At 60.4% G+C, this 17,918-nt stretch carries 20 protein-coding genes and 1 pseudogene; 9 read left to right on the top strand and 12 right to left on the bottom strand.

Going from position 1 to position 17,918, the window contains the following annotated elements; genetic code table 11:
- Positions 1-55 precede the first annotated feature (55 nt).
- Entirely contained in the window at positions 56-811 is a 756-nt protein-coding gene (locus ISN39_RS03145; RefSeq protein ID WP_194729147.1) for an SURF1 family protein, read from the bottom strand.
- On the bottom strand, positions 804-1,187 hold the full coding sequence (locus ISN39_RS03140) for a DUF983 domain-containing protein (RefSeq protein ID WP_194729146.1): 384 nt from the start codon (positions 1,185-1,187) through the stop codon (positions 804-806). The genes ISN39_RS03145 and ISN39_RS03140 overlap by 8 nt, the downstream gene beginning before the upstream one ends.
- Before the next feature lie 127 nt (positions 1,188-1,314).
- Between ISN39_RS03140 and ISN39_RS03135 the strand changes: the two genes are divergently transcribed.
- On the top strand, positions 1,315-1,956 hold the full coding sequence (locus tag ISN39_RS03135; RefSeq protein WP_194729145.1) for a chloramphenicol phosphotransferase: 642 nt from the start codon (positions 1,315-1,317) through the stop codon (positions 1,954-1,956).
- A gap of 56 nt (positions 1,957-2,012) precedes the next feature.
- Here ISN39_RS03135 and ISN39_RS03130 read toward each other — a convergent pair whose 3' ends face one another.
- The 6 genes from ISN39_RS03130 to coxB form a co-directional block, all read right to left on the bottom strand.
- A complete protein-coding gene (locus tag ISN39_RS03130; protein WP_074070190.1) occupies positions 2,013-2,891 on the bottom strand; it encodes a cytochrome c oxidase subunit 3 in 879 nt (292 codons plus the stop codon).
- 60 nt (positions 2,892-2,951) lie between these two features.
- Positions 2,952-3,560, bottom strand: coding sequence for a cytochrome c oxidase assembly protein (locus tag ISN39_RS03125; protein ID WP_194729144.1), 609 nt, complete (start codon positions 3,558-3,560; stop codon positions 2,952-2,954).
- A 4-nt stretch (positions 3,561-3,564) separates the two neighbouring features.
- Positions 3,565-3,702, bottom strand: a complete 138-nt coding sequence (locus tag ISN39_RS03120; RefSeq protein ID WP_022716477.1) for a hypothetical protein — start codon at positions 3,700-3,702, stop codon at positions 3,565-3,567.
- Entirely contained in the window at positions 3,702-4,658 is a 957-nt protein-coding gene (locus ISN39_RS03115; RefSeq protein WP_194729143.1) for a heme o synthase, read from the bottom strand. The genes ISN39_RS03120 and ISN39_RS03115 overlap by 1 nt, the downstream gene beginning before the upstream one ends.
- Before the next feature lie 66 nt (positions 4,659-4,724).
- Complete coding sequence (ctaD, locus tag ISN39_RS03110; RefSeq protein WP_022716479.1) at positions 4,725-6,422, bottom strand: cytochrome c oxidase subunit I; 1,698 nt, start codon at positions 6,420-6,422, stop codon at positions 4,725-4,727.
- A gap of 18 nt (positions 6,423-6,440) precedes the next feature.
- Complete coding sequence (gene coxB / locus ISN39_RS03105; RefSeq protein ID WP_194729142.1) at positions 6,441-7,331, bottom strand: cytochrome c oxidase subunit II; 891 nt, start codon at positions 7,329-7,331, stop codon at positions 6,441-6,443.
- Between the two features lie 341 nt (positions 7,332-7,672).
- Between coxB and ISN39_RS03100 the strand changes: the two genes are divergently transcribed.
- From ISN39_RS03100 to ISN39_RS03090, 3 genes are all read left to right on the top strand, one after another.
- Positions 7,673-8,314, top strand: coding sequence for an invasion associated locus B family protein (locus ISN39_RS03100; protein WP_074066897.1), 642 nt, complete (start codon positions 7,673-7,675; stop codon positions 8,312-8,314).
- A 76-nt stretch (positions 8,315-8,390) separates the two neighbouring features.
- A complete protein-coding gene (gene tldD / locus ISN39_RS03095) occupies positions 8,391-9,806 on the top strand; it encodes a metalloprotease TldD (RefSeq protein WP_194729141.1) in 1,416 nt (471 codons plus the stop codon).
- Positions 9,807-9,822: 16 nt separating this feature from the next.
- The gene (locus tag ISN39_RS03090; RefSeq protein ID WP_074066895.1) at positions 9,823-10,311 is read left to right on the top strand and encodes a GNAT family N-acetyltransferase; all 489 of its coding nucleotides are present in this window, start codon (positions 9,823-9,825) and stop codon (positions 10,309-10,311) included.
- Between the two features lie 108 nt (positions 10,312-10,419).
- On the opposite strand, the pseudogene ISN39_RS03085 reads toward ISN39_RS03090, so the two are convergent.
- Positions 10,420-10,718 (bottom strand): annotated as a pseudogene (locus tag ISN39_RS03085) (pyrophosphatase).
- Positions 10,719-10,792: 74 nt separating this feature from the next.
- Complete coding sequence (locus ISN39_RS03080) at positions 10,793-12,061, bottom strand: D-alanyl-D-alanine carboxypeptidase family protein (RefSeq protein ID WP_194729140.1); 1,269 nt, start codon at positions 12,059-12,061, stop codon at positions 10,793-10,795.
- Between the two features lie 220 nt (positions 12,062-12,281).
- Between ISN39_RS03080 and ISN39_RS03075 the strand changes: the two genes are divergently transcribed.
- Positions 12,282-13,328, top strand: coding sequence for a polysaccharide deacetylase family protein (locus ISN39_RS03075; RefSeq protein WP_194729139.1), 1,047 nt, complete (start codon positions 12,282-12,284; stop codon positions 13,326-13,328).
- Between the two features lie 4 nt (positions 13,329-13,332).
- Here the strand turns inward: ISN39_RS03075 and pdxH are convergent, their stop codons facing one another.
- The gene (gene pdxH, locus ISN39_RS03070; protein ID WP_039844182.1) at positions 13,333-13,953 is read right to left on the bottom strand and encodes a pyridoxamine 5'-phosphate oxidase; all 621 of its coding nucleotides are present in this window, start codon (positions 13,951-13,953) and stop codon (positions 13,333-13,335) included.
- A gap of 66 nt (positions 13,954-14,019) precedes the next feature.
- Between pdxH and ISN39_RS03065 the strand changes: the two genes are divergently transcribed.
- The 4 genes from ISN39_RS03065 (at position 14,020) to ISN39_RS03050 (ending at position 17,444) form a co-directional block, all read left to right on the top strand.
- A complete protein-coding gene (locus ISN39_RS03065; protein WP_074066891.1) occupies positions 14,020-14,478 on the top strand; it encodes an RT0821/Lpp0805 family surface protein in 459 nt (152 codons plus the stop codon).
- Between the two features lie 255 nt (positions 14,479-14,733).
- Positions 14,734-15,885, top strand: a complete 1,152-nt coding sequence (locus ISN39_RS03060; RefSeq protein ID WP_194729138.1) for a DnaJ C-terminal domain-containing protein — start codon at positions 14,734-14,736, stop codon at positions 15,883-15,885.
- A 122-nt stretch (positions 15,886-16,007) separates the two neighbouring features.
- On the top strand, positions 16,008-16,826 hold the full coding sequence (gene fabI / locus ISN39_RS03055) for an enoyl-ACP reductase FabI (RefSeq protein WP_039844179.1): 819 nt from the start codon (positions 16,008-16,010) through the stop codon (positions 16,824-16,826).
- Between the two features lie 27 nt (positions 16,827-16,853).
- Positions 16,854-17,444 (top strand): histidine phosphatase family protein, encoded by a 591-nt coding sequence (locus ISN39_RS03050; protein WP_194729137.1) that lies wholly within the window; start codon positions 16,854-16,856, stop codon positions 17,442-17,444.
- A gap of 7 nt (positions 17,445-17,451) precedes the next feature.
- Here ISN39_RS03050 and ISN39_RS03045 read toward each other — a convergent pair whose 3' ends face one another.
- Complete coding sequence (locus ISN39_RS03045; protein WP_022716492.1) at positions 17,452-17,712, bottom strand: DUF1344 domain-containing protein; 261 nt, start codon at positions 17,710-17,712, stop codon at positions 17,452-17,454.
- Positions 17,713-17,918 lie beyond the last annotated feature (206 nt).

Genomic DNA, 17,918 nt, shown 5'->3' with positions numbered 1-17,918 from the left:
CCGGTAATCTGGGATAGGGCTGTCTAGCCCAATATAAGAAGGAATTGAAGCGATACTATTGCGAGGCCGGCTTGCCGCGCCCGCGGAACCACGAGATCGCAACGATCACGGCCAGCACCGCCGCCAGGCCATACCAAGTAAAGGCATATTGCAGGTGGTTGTTCGGCAGGTCGACGTCGGTGACGCCGCCGATCGGCAGGCCTTTCGGGTTGGGCGTCGAATCGGCATCGACGAAGAAGGGCAAGATGCTCGCCTTGTTGAGACCGGTGCTTGCGGCCATCACGTCGAGGTCTTTCCAGTAGAAGATGTTCTTAGCGACATCGTTGTCCGGTACGAGCCAGGAAGGCTTTCCAGGCAGCTTGTTGCGCGTCAGGCCGATGACCGTCTGCTCGCCGGTCAGTTGGCCCTGCATGCGCATTTCCGGCTCCTTGTTCTCAAAAGGAACGAAGCCGCGATTGACGAAGAGGTAGCGTCCGCCGGCAAGCTCAAGCGGGGTGTAGATGTAATAGCCCGTCTGGCCGCGCCAGGTGGCGAAGAAGTGCCGCTCCTTGTTGTTCACATAACGGCCGGTCGTCGTGACGGGCCGGTACTCGATGTCGCCGCCCGAGGCGAGCATCCGCTCGATATCGGCGAGCGGCATCGGCGCCGAGGCGCGGCGCTGCGCAATATCGGCGATCAGCCCTTCCTTCCAATGCAGGCGCTCCACCTGCCAGGTGCCGAGCGAGACGAGGATGGCGAGAGCAATCAGCACGGCAATGCCGGTGAAGACCGGCAGCCTGCGACGTGCAGCCACGGCCTGGATATCAGTCACTGGAAATGCGTCCTTCACGGGCATTGTGGCGGTATTGCATGGCGATCAGGATGCCCTTGCACCAGCGCAGCGCCACCAGCGAAAGAGCGATCGTCAACGGAGCGAACAGCAGAATGTGCAGCCAGATCGGCGGCGAATAGTTCACCTCCAGCCAGAGCACGGAGCCGATGATGATGAAGCCGACGATGAGAATGACGAAGACGGCGGGGCCATCGCCGGAATCGGCAAAGGAATAGTCGAGGCCGCAGGCGGCACAGCGTGGCTTCACCGCGAGCACGCCATCGAACAATTTTCCCTGTCCGCAGCGCGGGCAGCAGCCCCGCATCCCGGTCCTTACGGGATCCACAGGGGGAAAATATGCACTGTCTTCGCACATCGTCTTCCTTTCGGCCGGAGATCATTTTCAGCCGCGCCTTAACTCTCCCATAAAGTATCTGCAGGACGAAAGGAAATAGCTGCGCGATTTCGCGTCAGCGATTCGCGCCAAACAGAAGAAGAAGCTGATGAGCAACGAGAACCCTGCAGGCCAGATCGTGATCCTGAACGGGGCACCGCGAAGCGGCAAGACGACGATCGCGAGAGCCGTTCAGCAGCAGTTCGAAGGACCGTGGATGAACCTCGGCGTCGACATCTACAATGCCGCGACGCCGGCGCGCTACCTGCCGGGCATCGGCCTTCGCCCCGGCGGCGAGCGCCCCGATCTTGAGGAACTGGTGCCGTTCTTCTACGCGGCACTCTACGAGTCCATCGCCATCCATGCCGGGCTCGGGCTGAATGTCGTTGCCGACCTCGGTCATCACGACGCCTATTCGCAGCCGCTCGGGATTCTCACCGATTGCGCCCGGCGGCTTGAAGGTTTCCCGGTTCTCTTCGTCGGTGTGCGCTGCCCGCTCGACGTCATCATGAAGCGCCGCAACATCGACGAGCCCGGGCGCGAGAATCTTTACGAAAGAGGCAATGGCGAGGTCCCTGTTCCAGTCCCCGTGCGGCGCTGGCAGGAGGAGGTGCACAGGCCGGGTATCTACGATCTCGAGCTCGATACCTCGGTGTTGACGCCATATGAATGCGCCGAGGCGATCCGGCACCAACTCGATCTCGGAATTGCGGAGCCATCGGCCTTCGAGCGGATCGCTGCTTCAAGGTAGCGATGAAAAAAGGCGGGCGCCGATGGCTCCCGCCTTTCTGATTTTCTTTCGGTCCATCAGCCTGCCGCGACAGGAGCGCCCCAGCCGCCCCAGACGTAGATGCAGAAGAACAGGAAGAGCCAGACGACGTCGACGAAATGCCAGTACCAGGCGGCGGCTTCGAAACCGAAGTGCTGTTTCGGCGTGAAGTCGCCACGCAGCGCGCGCAGCAGGCAGACCAGCAGGAAGATCGTTCCGATCTGCACGTGGAAACCGTGGAAGCCGGTCGCCATGAAGAAGGTGGCGCCGTAGATCGAGTTCTTGAATGCGAAGGGCGCGTGCATGTACTCGTAAGCCTGGACGCCGGAAAACAGGACGCCGAGCAGGACGGTGAGCGTCAGGCCCTGAATGAGACCTTTGCGATCATTGTGCAGTAGCGCGTGATGCGCCCAGGTGACCGTCGTGCCGGACAGCAGCAGGATGACGGTGTTGTAGATCGGCAGGTGCCAGGGATCGAGGACCTCAATGCCCTTCGGCGGCCACTGGCCACCAGTATATGCGAGGCGCGACGCCTGGATCGCTTCATTCGCAAAGAGACTGGCGTCGAAATAGGCCCAGAACCAGGCGACGAAGAACATCACTTCCGAGGCGATGAACATGATCATGCCGTAGCGCAGATGCAGCGAGACGACGCGGGTATGGGCACCCTCATGAGCCTCCTTCACCGTATCGGCCCACCAGCCGTACATGACATAGAGGATCAGTACGAGGCCGATGTAAAACAGCCAGGGCTGGGCCCATTCGACACCAAAGAGGTGCAGCGAACCGCCGTTCAGGTAGCGCATATAGCCGACGCCGCCGAATGTTACGATGAAGGCGCCAAGCGACGCCAGAATCGGCCACGGGCTTGGGTCGATGATGTGGTAGTCGTGATTTTTCTGATGCGCATCGGCCATGTCAGATCCCCGGATGTCTTCCTTCGCTTCGCCTCCGGCATAGCCGGAAACGATCTTCAATCAAAGTTTCTTTTCAACCTTCTGCGCTCTACCCTCATTCGAAGCCACCGGCTTCGGTCCCTCTTTCGGGTAGAACGTATATGACAGCGTAATCGTGTGGATGTCTTTCGACTCGACGGCCTTGGTAATATCCGGATCGATATAGAACACCACGGGCATTTCAAGCGTCTCGCCCGGCTTCAGATCCGTTTCGGTAAAGCAGAAGCACTGGATCTTGTTGAAGTAGACCCCCGCCTCGCCCGGCGTCACGTTGAAGACTGCCTGGCCGCGCTGCGTCTCGTTCGACTTGTTCTCCGCCACGAAATTGACCTGGATGGTCTCGCCGATGCGCGGATTGACCTCGCGCTGCACCGGCTTGAAGTCCCAGTACAGGCCCGACGCCACATTGGCGTCGAAGGTCACGCGCATCTTGCGGTCGAGGATGACGCTCGACGCCTGATCGACGCGCTGGGTGGTGCCGTTGTAACCCGTCATCTGGCAGAAGATGCGGTAGAGCGGAACCGCGGCATAGCTCATCGCCGTCATACCGATGACGAAGCTCAGGCACATGAAGACGACGGCGCCGTTGTTGCGGCCCTGCTTGTTGTGTGCGTTTACGGCATCGCTCATCGGTTCAGCCTCCGTGCCCGGTGAACTTCACGATGGTGATGGCGTAGAAGAGAACGCAAAGGCCAGCAAGCGCGAGGCCGAGAGCGATGTTCCGGTTGCGGCGCGACTTGCGCTGCGCTTCCGTGAGCTTGACCGTTTCCATCAGAGCAAACCTCCTGCATGCGAGACCAGCATGGAAGCGAGCCGGTCTATCAACAGGGCAGAAAAGATGGCGAAGAGATAAAAGATCGAGAAAGCAAAAAGCTTCTTCGCCGGGATCATCTTGGGATCGCCATCCGGCATGCGCCAGACGGCGATGGAACAGTATATGAAGACCGCGCCGAGCGATGCAGCGACAAGACCGTATCCGGCGCTCGCAAAGCCGAGGAAGGACGGAACTACGCCGCACACGGCCGTCATTACGGCATAGGCGACGATCTGGTGCTTGGTGGCGCGCTCGCCAGATACGTTCGGCAGCATCGGCACGCCGACGGCCTCATAATCGCGCATCTTGAACAGCGCGAGCGCCCAGAAATGCGCCGGCGTCCAGAGGAAGATGATGAGAAACAGGACGGTGCTTTCGATTGTCACCGAATTCGTCACGCACGCCCAGCCAATCATCGGGGGGAAGGCGCCGGCGGCACCGCCTATGACGATGTTCTGCGGCGTCGAACGCTTCAGCCACATCGTGTAGATGACGACGTAGAAGAAAATCGTGAAGGCGAGGATCGAAGCCGAGAGCCAGTTGACCGCGAGGCCGAGGATGACAACCGAAAAACAGGAGAGGATCAGGCCGAAGGCCAGTGCTTCCTTCGGCGTGATGCGACCTGCCGGAATCGGGCGGCGCGCGGTGCGGGTCATGATGGCGTCGATATCGGCATCGTACCACATGTTGAGCGCACCCGAGGCGCCTGCGCCGATGGCAATGCAGAGGATCGAAATCAGGCCGAGCACGGGATTGATGTGGCCGGGTGCCAGCACGAGGCCAGCAAAAGCCGTGAAGACCACGAGCGACATCACGCGCGGCTTCAGAAGCTCGAAATAATCGCGCGCACTGGCTTCCGACAGGAGATGTTCGCCGTCGTTCACAAGTACCTCGTGATTGTTTATGACCCTCATTCTTCCGTCCTGCATTCTTCAAGGCCGGACGCCGCATTTGCATGCGGCGCCCGGAATATCAGCATCTTACTTGATGCGCGGGAGCTGTTCCCACTGGTGATACGGCGGCGGCGAAGGCAGCTGCCATTCGAGCGTCGTGGCACCTTCGCCCCACGGATTGTCGCCGGCGACGCGCTTCCTGGCGAAGGCTTCGAAAACGCCGAAGAGGAAGATCAGCACGCCGAAGGCCGAGATGTAGGAGCCGATCGAGGAAACGTAGTTCCAGCCGGCAAATGCATCCGGATAGTCGATGTAACGGCGCGGCATTCCAGCAAGGCCGAGGAAATGCTGCGGGAAGAACACCAGGTTGACCCCAATGAACATGACCCAGAAGTGCAGCTTGCCGACGAACTCGTTGTACATGTAGCCGGTCATCTTCGGGAACCAGTAGTACCAGCCTGCGAAGATGGCGAAGACGGCACCGAGCGACAAAACGTAGTGGAAATGAGCCACGACGTAATAGGTGTCATGCAGCGAGCGGTCGAGACCGGCGTTAGCGAGCTGAACACCCGTCACGCCGCCGACCGTGAACAGGAAGATGAAGCCGATCGCCCAGATCATCGGCGTGCGGAAGGTGATCGAGCCGCCCCACATCGTTGCGATCCACGAAAAGATCTTCACGCCCGTCGGAACGGCGATGACCATCGTTGCGAAGACGAAGTAGCGCTGCGCATCGAGCGACAGGCCGACCGTATACATGTGGTGGGCCCAGACGACGAAGCCGACGGCACCGATCGCGACCATGGCATATGCCATGCCAAGGTAGCCGAAGACCGGCTTGCGCGAGAAGGTCGAGATGATGTGGCTGACCATGCCGAAGCCTGGCAGGATCAGGATGTAGACTTCCGGGTGACCGAAGAACCAGAACAGGTGCTGGTAAAGAATCGGATCGCCGCCGCCTTCCGGCGCGAAGAACGACGTGCCGAAGTTGCGATCGGTGAGCAGCATGGTGATGCCGCCTGCCAGAACCGGCAGCGAGAGCAGCAGCAGGAAAGCCGTGATCAGAACGGCCCAGGCGAAGAGCGGCATCTTGTGCAGCGTCATGCCCGGAGCGCGCATGTTCAGGATCGTGGTGATGAAGTTGATCGCACCGAGGATCGAGGAGGCCCCCGCGACATGCAGCGCAAAGATCGCAAGATCGACCGCCGGACCGGGCGTACCGGAGGTGGCAAGCGGCGGGTAGAGCGTCCAGCCGCCGCCGGCACCGTAAGCGCCCGCCGGGCCTTCGACGAACATCGAAAGCACGAGCAAAAGGAAGGCAGGAACGATCAGCCAGAAGGAAATGTTGTTCAGACGCGGGAATGCCATGTCCGGCGCACCGATCATGATCGGCACCATCCAGTTGGCGAAACCGCCGATCATCGCGGGCATGACCATGAAGAAGATCATGATCAGCGCGTGCGCAGTCGTGAACATGTTGAACATCTGCTTGGCGCCGTCGATGGCGGCGTCGCCTTCGTAACCATAGACCATCGAGGCCAGGCCGTGGAAGATCTGGATGCCCGGCTCCTGAAGCTCCATGCGCATGGCAACAGAGAGCGCGCCGCCGACGATGCCGGCAATGATCGCGAAGATCAGGTAGAGCGTGCCGATGTCCTTGTGGTTCGTCGAAAAGAACCAGCGGTTGACGAAGCTCGGCTTGTGCGAGTGGTCGTGATGATCGTCATGCGCATGAGCGTCATGCGAGTGATCATGAGAATGATCGTGAGCGGAAGGTCCAGCCATTGTCCCGAGCCCCTTCTATTACTGAACGTTTTCGGCGACGTCGACGGTCTTTGCAGGACCGTCGGTGGCAGCCATGAGAGCCTTGTAGGCTCCAGGAAGATCAGAAGCGGCAGCCGTCAGCCACTGCTTGTACTTGTCTTCGGAGACGACGCGGATCGCGATCGGCATGAACGCGTGGTCCTTGCCGCAGAGCTCGGAACACTGGCCATAGAACAGGCCTTCGCGCTCCGTCTTGAACCAGGTTTCATTCAAACGGCCGGGAACGGCGTCGATCTTGATGCCGAAGGACGGCATGGCGAAAGCGTGAATGACGTCGGTCGGAGCAGCAGTCACGAGAACACGGACCGTCTTGTTGACCGGCAGAACGACTTCGTTGTCGACGGCGAGCAGACGCGGATAGGTGGCGAGGTCGGACTTGCCGGCAGCTGCGCGATCTGGATCCTTGAGCAGGAAGGAATCGAAGGTGAGCGGCGTCTCGCCGGTGCCTGCGTATTCGTAATTCCACTGCCACTGGGTGGCCGTCGCTTTCAGCGTGACATCCGGGTTTTCCGGTAGGGTGAGCTGCGCCGTCAAAAGGTTGAACGACGGAACGGCAAGGAAGAGAAGAACGAGAACCGGTCCGACGGTCCAGATGACTTCGATCAGCGTGTTGTGGCTCGTCTTCGAAGGCACCGGATTTGCGCTGGCGCGGAACTTGAAACAGGCGACGATCAGCAGCACGAGAACGAAAAGCGTGATCGGAACGATGAACCACAGCGTATATTGTTCGAACCAGCGGATTTCCCGCATGATCGGCGTTGCCGCCGGCTGCAGCGTTGCCTGCCACGGCAGCGGCTGATCGGCAAAACTGCCGGAAGCAAAAAGCAGACAGACCAGCGCGGCCAGTGCTGCATAAGCCTTCTTAATCACCTTAGTATCTCCCTCGAGCGCTTGATCTGCCACAAATCGAACGCAGAATCCTTGCCATCTTCAGCGCTTCAAACCACAGTTTGCCATCTACCGCAACAGGCCAGAGCGATTGTCTATGCGGCATTTTTGCCTAAAGTCAAATTCCGCAGCCAGGGCAAAACATTGCTGAAGATTTTCATGGTCATATGAAAAAGACCGGTTGTAACCAATCCGCCCTCCCGACAATATCGGCGAAAGGTCCTATTTCTGCCGTAGTCCCCCGGTTTTGACGGGGCGGGGCTTTTCATTTCCGATGGCGGCCTTCAACAATAGCGGCACTGATTCGAATTCCAGAGGTTTCCATGGGTTTCCGTTCCCTCGCGCGGTCGCTTATTCTGATCACCAGCATCGCAGCCGCGGCGACAACCCCCGTATTTGCCCAGCAGCAGCCTGCGCCGAAGCCGCCTGCCCAGCAACCGAAGCCGCCTGCCCAGCAACCGGCGCCGGCACAGACGGCACCAGCGCAAGCGGATCGCCCGCAGCAGGCAACGCCCGGACAAAGCCAACCGCAGGCCCCCGGAACCGTGAAGTCCAACCACGGCGCTTGGTCGGTCGTCTGCGACAAGCCGGCTGGCGCTTCGGCCGAGCAATGCGCGCTGATGCAGAACGTGATTGCCGAAGACCGGCCGGAGGTCGGCCTCTCGGTCGTCGTGCTGAAGACCGCCGACCGCAAGTCGAAGATCCTCCGCGTTCTGGCCCCGCTCGGTGTCCTGCTGCCGAACGGCCTCGGCCTCAATGTCGACGGCAAGGACATCGGCCGCGCCTATTTCGTGCGCTGCTTTGCCGACGGCTGCTACGCCGAAGTCGTGCTCGAGGACGAGCTGCTGAAGACATTCCGCAGCGGCACCAGCGCCACTTTCATAGTCTTCCAGACGCCCGAAGAAGGCATCGGCATTCCGGTCGACCTCAAGGGCTTTGCAGAAGGCTACGACGCCCTGCCCTGATAAGGGCTTGCTCGAACAGCTCTGCGGACCTACATCGGCCTGGAAGCGTTTCTGCTTCGAAGCGGAGAATACGACTATGAATACCGACCTGCTGACGCTGTTCGACGCCGACGAAACGACGATGCGCAAACACGTTGCCGAGGCGCTTTCCGGCTCCGATGACGGCGAGCTCTTCATCGAGCATGCGCAGGCGGAATCGCTGATGTTCGACAATGGCCGCCTCAAGGGCGGAAGCTTCAATACCGAGCAGGGTTTCGGCCTTCGCGCCGTCGCCGGCGAAGCGGTCGGCTACGCGCATGCAGGCGATCTTTCGGTTGCGGCGCTAAAGCGGGCGGCAGAGGCCGTCGGAGCGGTCACGAAGGGCTATTCCGGCAGCTACGCCGCAGCGCCCCAGCGCACCAACAAGAAATTCTACGGCGACGAGAACCCGATCGGCTCGCCAACCTTCGAAGAGAAGGTTAAAGTCCTGACCGATATCGACGCATACCTGCGCGGCAAGGACGACAAGGTGCGCCAGGTGACGGCGTCGGTCGCCGCAAGCTGGCAGGTTGTCGATATCCTGCGCGCCGATGGTCATCGCGTTCGCGATATCCGCCCGATGACGCGCATCAACATCTCCGTCATCGTCGGGAAAGGCGATCGGCAGGAAAGCGGCTCCTATGGCAGCGGCGGGCGCATCGGCTTCGGCGATTTTATTGCGGAGGGCAATTGGCAGTACGGTGCCGACGAGGCGCTTCGTCAGGCACTCGTCAATCTCGAAGCGATCGAGGCGCCGGCCGGCACAATGGATGTCGTTCTCGGCTCCGGCTGGCCGGGTGTCATGCTGCACGAAGCGGTCGGCCATGGCCTCGAAGGCGATTTCAATCGCAAAAGGACCTCGGCCTTCGCCGGCCTGCTTGGCCAGATGGTGGCTGCACCGGGCGTCACCGTGGTCGATGACGGCACGATCGACAGCCGACGCGGCTCGATCACCATCGACGACGAGGGCACGCCCTCCGGCTACAACGTGCTCATCGAGAACGGCAAGCTCGTCGGCTACATGCAGGACCGCCAGAACGCCCGGCTGATGGGCATGCAGCCGACCGGCAACGGCCGCCGCCAGGGCTATGCCCATGTGCCGATGCCACGCATGACCAACACCTACATGCTCGGCGGCGACAAGACGCCCGAAGAGATCATCGCTTCCGTGAGGAAGGGCATCTATGCCGTCTCCTTCGGCGGTGGCCAGGTGGACATCACCTCCGGCAAGTTCGTCTTCGGCTGCACCGAGGCTTACCTCATCGAGAACGGTAAAATCGGCGCACCAATCAAGGGCGCGATGCTGATCGGCAACGGCCCGGATGCGATGAAGCGCGTCTCGATGATCGGCAACGATATGAAGCTCGACACCGGCATCGGCAATTGCGGCAAGGCCGGGCAGTGGGTTCCGGTCGGCGTCGGACAGCCGCATCTGCGCATGGACCAGGTGACCGTCGGCGGCACGAAAGCCTAACGATCCGGAGGTGGCGATGAGCGAGATCGAGATCAGACCCTTCGCCGCCCCTGACATCGATGGCGTCTTTTCGGTCATCCTGCCGATCCAGCGCGACGAATTCGGCTTCGCGATCACAGCCGACGACCAACCGGATCTACAGGTCATCCCGGATTTCTACCAGTCCGGCAAAGGCCAGTTCTGGGTCGCGGAGCTTGACGGCGTCATCGTCGGCACGATCGGCCTCAAGGATATCGGCAACAACCGCGCAGCGCTCCGCAAGATGTTCGTCGCCGCGCCCGTGCGTGGCCCGCGGCACGGCGTTGCCGCAAGGCTGCTCGACACGCTCTTTACCCATGCCAAAGCACACGGCATTCTCGAGATCTTCCTCGGCACGACCGACAGGTTCCTGGCAGCGCATCGCTTTTACGAGAAGAACGGCTTCACTGAGATCAAGCGCGGCGACCTTCCTCGCTCCTTCCCCTTGATGGCCGTGGACAACAAGTTCTACCGGAGGGCAGTCTAGCGATCGTCCACTGGGGAGCGCCGTCTTATACCGAAGAACAGTGCGGGTGGTGGATCGCCGAGAGCTTGCGGCGTGGCAAGGCGACTTCCCTGAAACGAACATAAGAGCTCACGGCCTAAACAGCCACTTGCGCTCGATCGCTCGTGCGAGGTCGATGCCATTTTGGCGGGCGAAAAGCAGGATGTGGCCGAGCATGTCGGCCGTTTCGTCGGCGAGGTCCTGCTTCAGTTCGTCCGGCGCCTTGCCTTCGGGCGCCCTCTGCCGCTCACGCGGTTCCAGGCCTGCGTGAGTTCGCCCATTTCTTCCTGCAGCTTCAGGAGATACCAGTCCGGATCTCTTTCGATGCCATTCACTTCAGCATAACGGCGGGAAGAGGATTCGAACTTTTCCGCGAGATCGGCAAGCATCGGCGTTCTCCTTTTGTATCCAAAACAGGAGAATGCCGATTCGTCCGGATTGTCCAGCGAAGGGTGTTCGGAGCTTAGCCTTGGTTGGCGAGCAGCACGCAGTCGTAGGAGCGCTTCTTGAGGGCTTCGCAGGCGGCGGTGGCGGCCTGCTCGCTTTCGAACCCGACGAAGCGGGCGCGGTAGATGGCGTTGGCGCCGGTGCCGAAGGCTTCCGTATAGGGCGTTGCGGATTTCAGCGCCGTGCCGCCTGCGGACTTTGCCTGCGCAAGCAGCGCACGGGCGGCATCGGCGCTTGGAGCGGCGGAAATCTGGATCTGCCAGCCGCGGGTCGACGGCTGCGGCTTGCCAGCATTGGCCATTTCCTCAAGTGCTGCCGGACGCTCCAAGGGAACGGCTGCCGTGTCAGAGTAACCGAGCGCGAAAGGAGCGTTGCCGGTTTCGCCTTCGCTTCGTGGCGCGGCGGCTGCAAGCGGCGCATCCGTATCGGCGGCGGCGGAGGCGACTTCGACCGGCTGCTTGGCGCCGACGCTTGCAAGCAGCCTGCCGCCGCTGGAAGCGCGGCCGAGATACTTGTCGAGTAGTGCGGCCATCTGGGCATCGCGGCTGCGAGCCGTGCGGCCGCCGAGAACGACGCCGACGACGCGGCGGTTGCCATCGCGCACGGCGCTCACGAGATTGAAACCGGAGGCGTTCGTGTAACCCGTTTTGATGCCGTCCATACCCTGGTAGCGAACCATCAGGTTGTTATGTCCGCGGATGGTTTTGCCGCGGAAGGTGAACGCCGTCATCGAAAAGAGCCGGTATTCCCTCGGATAGTGTTTGAGCAGCGCGACGCCAAGGGTGGACATGTCGCGGGCCGTCGTCACCTGCCGCTTATCCGGCAGGCCGGAAGCGTTATAAAAGACGGTACGGTTCATGCCGAGCTGACGGGCCTTCTGCGTCATTACGCGGGCGAAGTTGCTTTCGGAGCCCGCGAGCGTTTCGCCCACCGCGGCCGCGGCATCATTCGCGGATTTAACGATCATCCCATAGACGGCTTCGCGCACGGTGATCGTTCCGCCCGCCTTCACGCCGAGCTTTGTCGGCGGGCGGCTGGATGCGTATTTCGACATGACGATCGGCGTGTCCCAAGTGATCTTGCCGCGGTTCAGCGCCTCGAAGGTGAGGTAGAGCGTCATCATCTTGGTGAGCGACGCCGGGTGGTTCAGCACATCACCGTTCTCGGACGCGAGAACCTTGCCTGTCCTGGCATCGAGGATGAGGGAGGCGCTGCCGGCCATGGCCGCGATCGGTGCCGAAACGGCAAGCGTCACAGCTAGAAATGCGGCCAACAACCTTTTCATGAAGTCCCCTCAATACAAGTGCCGACTGCGGCGAAGTCAAAACATGTCCCGTTCTGCGACAGAAGCCGCTAATCTGGCGCGACTTTGACGCAACGGACACTGATTTTTTGAGTTTTCTTTGCTCTTGGTGAACGGAACGTAAAGATTTCACCCGAAAATGCAACGTTCAACAACGCTTAACACCATAATTGATAGGTTCGCCCGTCTTCAGGGAGGCGGAATGCACAGGCTGTGGAAAAGTCGCGCGAAACGGATCGCCATTACCGGCGGGCTCGAAGCTGCGCATCTCATCGCTGCTCTTCGGCTCATGCGCAGCGCGCGCGGGCGCGGCGCGATCTTCACCCTGCATCATGTCAGGCCGCACGAGCCACATGCTTTCGAGCCGAATGCACACCTCGAAATCACGCCGGCATTTCTCGATGCGGCACTGACGCGGCTTGCGCATGACGGGTACCGTTTCGTCGCGCTGGACGAGATTCCGGCATTGCTTTCCGGACCGGACGGCGACCAGCCCTTTGCAGCCTTTAGCCTGGACGACGGCTACCGCAACAACCTCGTTCACGCCTATCCGATCTTCGAGAAGCACGAGGCACCCTTTACCGTGTTCGTGGCAAAGGGCCTGACGGAGCGCACGCACACGATCTGGTGGGAGACGCTTGCCGCCGTCCTGCGGAAGGCCGAAAAGGTCCACTTCGATTTCGGCGGAGGCGAAGAGAGCATCACGCTTTTCACATTGGCCGATCAGCATGCGGCATTCTCGCGGTTCGCAGCCCATGTCCACGGCACCGACGAGGCCTCGGCGGTTGCGAAGATCGATGCGCTCGCCCGTCACCATGAGATCGATCCGGCCGAACTCGTCGACGATCTCGTGATGGGCGCGGCGGAACTCAATCTTCTCGACGCAAGCCCCCTCGCCTCCATCGGCGCCCATACGGTCAGCCACCGCGCGCTCGCGCGGCTTCCGGAAGCCGAAGCACGGGAGGAAATGGCGCTTTCCGCCGACCATGTAGAGGCGATTACCGGCAAACGGCCGGAAACCTTCGCATTCCCATATGGCACACCCGAAGCAGCAACCCGTCGCGAGGCGGCAATCGCAGCCGAACTCAGGTTCAAGGTCGCGGTGACGACCCGGCCGGGCGTCATGCGGCCGGACCTGCCTGGCAGCACCACCTATCTGCCGCGGCTCTCTCTCAATGGCTTTTATCAGAAGCCGCGCTATGTCTCGGCACTCGCCTCCGGCATCCCGCTGAAGCTGATGGGCCGTTAACCGCTTAAGGATACATCCTGATCTTTTGCCAATCGCCTTCCGGGGCCTTGCGGCGGAATTCGATGCGGTCGTGCAGGCGGAAGTTTTGGTCCTTCCAGAATTCGATCGAAACCGGCTTGATGCGGAAACCCGACCAGTAGGGCGGCCGCGGGATTTCGCCAATGGCATAACGCGCCGTATATTCGGCCACGGCTCTTTCCAGCGCAAAACGGCTTTCCAGCGGACGGGACTGCTTGGATGCCCAGGCGCCGATGCGGCTGCCGCGGGCGCGCGTCTGGAAATAAGCGTCGGCTTCCTCCTCGGTCACGATTTCCACAGGACCGCGCACGCGCACTTGCCGTCGCAGCGTTTTCCAGTGAAAACACATGGCCGCTTTTTTCTGCCCCAAGATTTCGCGGCCTTTCTGACTCTCGAAATTGGTGTAGAAGACGAATCCGTCGCTATCGAATCCCTTCAGGAGAACCATGCGGACATTGGGAAGGCCATCTTCATCGACCGTCGCAAGCGCTACCGCATTCGGATCGTTTATCTCGGAACCCTCGGCATCTTTTAGCCATTCCGCGAAAAGCTTGAACGGCTCGTCGCGCTCAGTGAAGTCACCGCTTATTAACTCATTTGCCGACATATTAGCTCAAATGCCCCGGGTTTATTGGTTTCATGCCCAGCTTTTCACGACTGGACGGGACGCAGGGTGGAAGTCATAGCAAAGTCAAATCGCCATACAAAGGGCCTGCTGTGCCGTTGTGCCATGTTGTTCGTCATCGGCGCGGCGATGCTGCCGCTTTCTGGCTGCATGACGGGCGGTTTTGACTTCCTGAGCGATTCGAAGGTGGACCGTTCGGTTGCCACCGGAACCGTGCCGCAGACGCCGCCGAGCACCGATACGCTTTCCGACGAAATGACGGTTCGCAACGCGGTCACCTCTGCCGACATCCAGAGAATGGCCGGCCAGCCGCTGCCCTGGGCGAATTCCTCCACCGGCAGCGCCGGCGTCATCGACACGATCGTCGAAAACAACGATCAGGGCCAGGTCTGCCGCCAGTTCCGCACGACGCGGCACTCCTATGCGGGCATTGCCAAATTCTACGGCAAGACCTGCCTCGTCGGCGGCGGCAACTGGCAACTGCTGAGCTTCCAGCCGGAAGGCTGACCCGCTTCAAGACATGGTTAATCGCAGCCGGACCGCAGCCGCAATGCTTAGCAGAAAGCTAACCATTTGCGGCGAAAGCCGCATTCCCCTCCCCGAAAAATAAGGACTGATTAGTAACTCTGACGCACGATCGGCTCATAGACGCGTGTTCCGGTTTTTCTGAAATGGACCGGAAGGCGCGCGGAGAGTTGTCATTGGGCTTCGGGGTGCTGGGCAAGGACAGGCACGCCGCATCGCAACACCGGCGGTTATTAAATGCGCGATCCTTACAAGATTTTGGGCGTTCCTCAGAACGCAGGGACAGACGAGATCAAGGCGGCCTGGCGCAACATGGCCAAGGCCGTTCATCCGGATCACAACCAGGGCGATCCGACGGCAACGGCTCGTTTCGCCGAGGTCGGTCGTGCCTATGAGACATTGAAGGACCCCAAGAAGCGCAGCCTTTTCGATACGGCCGCACGGATGGCAGAGGCGCGAATGAACGGCGAGACGATCATGCAGCAGCGCCAGGCGGCCCGCGAGGCGGCAGTCAGGGCGAAGGCCGCGCAGGCGAATGCCGAACGCGTGATGGAAGAACTCGCCCGCGCCAACGCGCAGAAGGCGGCGAAGGCCGCCGCCGAGGCGGCAAAACAGCAGCACGTCAGCCCGGAATCCGCCGAAGACATGGTCGAGCGCATTTTTGGCGCGCAGGCCAAGGCTGCAAGCGCCGGCGCGACGGCTCATCCACAGGCAAATGCCGGCAAGCGGACAGAGGCGGAGGCCGGCAAACTCGAAGCGGAAGCTGTAAAGCCCGAGGAAGAAAGCACGGAGACGGTTGCGGCCGCTGGCGGCATACTTCAGCCCTTGAGCATACTGACATCGCTTGTGCGCCGCTTTACCGGCAGCGCGCCCGCACCGGAAAAGGCCCCGGATCAATTCGCGCAGGTAACGGTCACGATCGAGGACATATTGAAGGGCAGCTGGACCACGGTGCAGCTCGCCGAGGGCCGCGAGGCAAGCTTCGCGTTGTCGGCCGGGACACGGGAGGGCCATCAGGTCCGGCTGAAGAGCCAAGGCTACAAGCTGCCGAACATGCAGCGAGGCGACGCGGTCGTCAGCATCCACATCGCATCCGATGCGCGTTTCACCGTCGACGGCTTCGACCTGCGTACCGTGCTGCCGGTGACGATCGAGAATGCCGTCCTTGGAACCGAAGCGCGCATCGACGGACCGAACGGGCCGGTCGACGTCACCGTTCCCCCCTGGTCAGGATCCGACAAGACGATCCGAATCTCCGGCCAGGGCCTGCCCGACGACACAGGCGGAAAGGGCGACCTGATCGTCGAGCTACGCATTATGTTGTGGGAAACGCCGGATGATAAGGTCACGGATCTCATGAGAAGCATGCGCGAAGGGCTGTTTCTGTGAAATTTTCGTGACAAGCGCACCCTTTGTTACGATCCCTAACAGTTGATGATTGCCCGCAATCTTGAACCGATTAACGGCCTATGCCATAGGCAATTTCCAATTGGTTCATTAGGGGGCAAAATATGGCTCAAGCAACAGGCCTCATGTCAGGCAAGCGTGGCGTCATCATGGGCGTCGCCAACAATCGTTCGATTGCGTGGGGCATTGCCAAAGCCATTCATACACAGGGCGCCGAAATTGCCTTTACATATCAGGGCGATGCCCTGAAAAAACGCGTCGAGCCTCTGGCTGCCGAACTTGGCGGCGTACTCGCCGGCCACTGTGACGTCAGTGATGAAGCGAGCATCGATGCGGTTTTCGAGAACATCGAAAAGATGTGGGGCAAGATCGATTTCGTCGTTCACGCGATCGGCTTCTCGGACAAGGACGAGCTGACCGGCCGCTACGTCGATACTTCGCCGGACAATTTTTCCAAGACGATGCAGATTTCCGTCTACTCGTTCACGTCCGTCGCACGCCGCGCCGAGAAGCTCATGACGGAGGGCGGCTCGCTGCTGACGCTCACCTATTACGGCGCCGAGAAGGTCATGCCGAACTACAATGTCATGGGCGTTGCAAAGGCTGCGCTCGAAGCGAGCGTCAAGTACCTCGCCGTCGATCTCGGACCGAAGAACATCCGCGTCAATGCGATTTCGGCAGGCCCGATCAAGACGCTGGCAGCGTCCGGCATCGGCGATTTCCGCTATATCCTGAAGTGGAACGAGTATAACGCTCCGCTCCGCCGCACCGTCACCATCGAAGACGTCGGCGATGTCGGCCTTTACATGCTGTCTGACCTCTCGCGTTCGGTCACCGGCGAAGTACACCACGCCGACAGCGGTTATCATGTGATCGGCATGAAGGCGGTAGACGCGCCGGATATTTCAGTTATCAAGGACTGATCGAAGTCCAATCAAGCGGAATCTGCCTTGCTCATCTATGTGGTCCGACATGGTCAGACCGACTGGAACGCCGAACGCCGTCTGCAAGGCCAGAAGGATATTCCGCTGAATGTCATCGGCCGCGAACAGGCGCGGCTGAACGGCATCGACATGGCCGAGATTCTCGGGGTCGAAGCCATTTCCTTCGATTTCGTTGCAAGCCCGCTCCAGCGCACGCGCGAGACGATGGAGATCATGCGCACGGCAATGGGCCTGCCGCCCAAGGACTACCGCAGCGACGACCGGCTGGTCGAAGTTTCCTTCGGCGACTGGGAAGGCTTCACCATCCGGGAACTGAAGGCGACCCAGCGCGAACGCATCATCGAGCGCAATATCAACAAATGGGATTTCATCCCGCCGGGCGACTATGCCGAAAGCTACGAAATCATGTCGTGGCGCATCCGATCATGGTTGAACTCCGTCGAGCGCCCGACCGTTTGCGTCACGCATGGCGGCGTCATCCGCAGCCTCTTCAAGATGATCGCCGATCTGCCGAAGCACGAGGCTGCCGAGGGGGAAATTCCGCAGGACCGAATCTTGAAGATCGACACCGCGAAAAGACTGATCGGCTGGATATAGTCTCTAATTACTGCACGATATCGAGGTCGTTGATCACCCGCTTGCCGTCCACTTCCGTGTAAAAGATCACCACTTTCACACCGGCCTTCAGCCCATCGAAGTTGAACTCCTCGGGCGCCTGATATGTCTTGCCGTCATCGAGTGTCAGGCTGAGGCTGCTCATGTCGACTTTCTTGATGGTCGCTTCGACGTCGGCGCTTTCCGCAAAGCTGCTGATGGGCGACAGGAAACTTGCTGTGGCCAGCAGCGTGGCAACAAAAAAACGCATCGCGGCAACCCTCTTGAAACTCGACGCAAAAATCCGGTGAAACACAGATAAGCTCCTGAATATGGCGAAAATTGCCCGGAAGAATGGCTTTCCGCGCCTCATTGATGAATAGCATTTTAACAACAATCAAAAGCAGCCGCTAACCATTAGAGTGCTCTTAATTGCAAGCCGCAAAGATGAACCATCGGGAAATCGTAAATTAACCG

The sequence above is a fragment of the Rhizobium sp. 007 genome (genome assembly GCF_015353075.1).
Taxonomy (GTDB): Bacteria; Pseudomonadota; Alphaproteobacteria; order Rhizobiales; family Rhizobiaceae; genus Rhizobium.
The sequence above is the reverse complement of the archived record's forward strand: the minus strand, read 5'-3'. Positions and strand labels throughout refer to the sequence as shown.

Coding starts and splice junctions, on each gene's coding strand:
- ISN39_RS03140 (WP_194729146.1), bottom strand. CDS start 1,187: ATGTGCGAAGACAGTGCATATTTTCCCCCTGTGGATCCCGTAAGGACC.
- ISN39_RS03135 (WP_194729145.1), top strand. CDS start 1,315: ATGAGCAACGAGAACCCTGCAGGCCAGATCGTGATCCTGAACGGGGCA.
- ISN39_RS03130 (WP_074070190.1), bottom strand. CDS start 2,891: ATGGCCGATGCGCATCAGAAAAATCACGACTACCACATCATCGACCCA.
- ISN39_RS03125 (WP_194729144.1), bottom strand. CDS start 3,560: ATGAGCGATGCCGTAAACGCACACAACAAGCAGGGCCGCAACAACGGC.
- ISN39_RS03120 (WP_022716477.1), bottom strand. CDS start 3,702: ATGGAAACGGTCAAGCTCACGGAAGCGCAGCGCAAGTCGCGCCGCAAC.
- ISN39_RS03115 (WP_194729143.1), bottom strand. CDS start 4,658: ATGAGGGTCATAAACAATCACGAGGTACTTGTGAACGACGGCGAACAT.
- ctaD (WP_022716479.1), bottom strand. CDS start 6,422: ATGGCTGGACCTTCCGCTCACGATCATTCTCATGATCACTCGCATGAC.
- ISN39_RS03100 (WP_074066897.1), top strand. CDS start 7,673: ATGGGTTTCCGTTCCCTCGCGCGGTCGCTTATTCTGATCACCAGCATC.
- tldD (WP_194729141.1), top strand. CDS start 8,391: ATGAATACCGACCTGCTGACGCTGTTCGACGCCGACGAAACGACGATG.
- ISN39_RS03090 (WP_074066895.1), top strand. CDS start 9,823: ATGAGCGAGATCGAGATCAGACCCTTCGCCGCCCCTGACATCGATGGC.
- ISN39_RS03080 (WP_194729140.1), bottom strand. CDS start 12,061: ATGAAAAGGTTGTTGGCCGCATTTCTAGCTGTGACGCTTGCCGTTTCG.
- ISN39_RS03075 (WP_194729139.1), top strand. CDS start 12,282: ATGCACAGGCTGTGGAAAAGTCGCGCGAAACGGATCGCCATTACCGGC.
- pdxH (WP_039844182.1), bottom strand. CDS start 13,953: ATGTCGGCAAATGAGTTAATAAGCGGTGACTTCACTGAGCGCGACGAG.
- ISN39_RS03060 (WP_194729138.1), top strand. CDS start 14,734: ATGCGCGATCCTTACAAGATTTTGGGCGTTCCTCAGAACGCAGGGACA.
- fabI (WP_039844179.1), top strand. CDS start 16,008: ATGGCTCAAGCAACAGGCCTCATGTCAGGCAAGCGTGGCGTCATCATG.
- ISN39_RS03045 (WP_022716492.1), bottom strand. CDS start 17,712: ATGCGTTTTTTTGTTGCCACGCTGCTGGCCACAGCAAGTTTCCTGTCG.